Source organism: Variovorax glucosi (assembly GCF_051216695.1).
GTDB lineage: Bacteria > Pseudomonadota > Gammaproteobacteria > Burkholderiales > Burkholderiaceae_C > Variovorax.
On the sequence record NZ_JBPJZE010000393.1, the window covers coordinates 1 to 1,039 of the forward strand.

At 66.6% G+C, this 1,039-nt stretch carries 3 protein-coding genes; all 3 read right to left on the reverse strand.

Going from position 1 to position 1,039, the window contains the following annotated elements; genetic code table 11:
* Positions 1–241 (reverse strand): hotdog family protein (locus ACSFA3_RS25925; protein ID WP_475544593.1); only part of this gene is annotated, 241 nt, incomplete at its 3' end.
* A gap of 2 nt (positions 242–243) precedes the next feature.
* Entirely contained in the window at positions 244–777 is a 534-nt protein-coding gene (locus tag ACSFA3_RS25930; RefSeq protein WP_435470653.1) for a MarR family winged helix-turn-helix transcriptional regulator, read from the reverse strand.
* The coding region (locus ACSFA3_RS25935) for an SDR family oxidoreductase (protein WP_435508175.1) at positions 774–1,039 on the reverse strand (266 nt) is incomplete at its 5' end. The genes ACSFA3_RS25930 and ACSFA3_RS25935, both read right to left, overlap by 4 nt.

The following is a 1,039-nucleotide window of genomic DNA, read 5'->3' on the forward strand; positions in this document are numbered from 1 at the left end:
CGGCGCGGAAGTCGACATCGAGCTTCACGGTCGGCAGGCCGATGCGGCGCTGCGCCACCAGGCCGTGGTAGCTGAGTTCCAAGCCTTCATTAACCCAGTCCTCGATCAGCCCGTTGAGCATCACGAAGTACTGCGGATAGAAAACGATGCCCGCCGGGTCGCAATCCGAAAACCGGATCAGCCGTGGCCTGCGGAACTCGTTGCTCGCAGCCGCCAGATCGACGTGCGTGTCGTCGCTCACCCTCAGCCCTCCTCGCCCGACGGCTCGCCGCGCATCACATGCACGCGCAGCAGGCCAAGCTGCGTGTGCAGCTGCTTGACCGTCTTCATGTCGAGCCCCGAGAACATCTCGAGGATCCACTGCTCGTGCTCGCTCGCCATCGTCTCGAAGGTGCGGCGCCCCGTGGGCGTGAGGCTCACGATCCACGCACGGCGATCGTCGGGGCTGGGCGCGCGCGCCACCATGCCTTCGCGTTCGAGTTCGTCGGTCAGGCCCGTGACGTTGCCGCCGGTCACCATCAGGTAGCGCGAGAGCACGCGCATCTTCAGGCCGTCCTCGTAGCGGTAGAGCTGCGCCATGTAGTCGAAGCGCGCCAGCGAGATGCCGAAGCGCTCGCGCAGCCGGCGCCGGATCTCGGCCTCGATCTGCGTGGTGCTGGCCAGCATGCGCAGCCACAGCTTGAGCATCGCGTGGTCCTCGTGGCCCGCGCGGGCTTCGTGACCCAGTTCTTCCGCATCGCTCAGCGCGGCGTGCGAGGCATCGTTGTTGCGTGTCATGTCACTTCTCCCCCTGAAACCGAGATGGACTGCCCGGTGACCGACGCCGCACCAGGCCCGCACAGCCAGCGCACGGCATCGGCCACTTCGGACGGCTGCACGATCCGCTTCTGCGGATTGACGCTGGAAAACTCCGCCAGTGCATCGGCCTCGCTGCGCCCGTTCTTGCCGACCACGTTGGCGACGCTGTTGCGCAGGATGTCGGTGTCGGTGTAGCCCGGGCACACGGCATTCACCGTGATGCCCTTGCGCGCCACCTCGA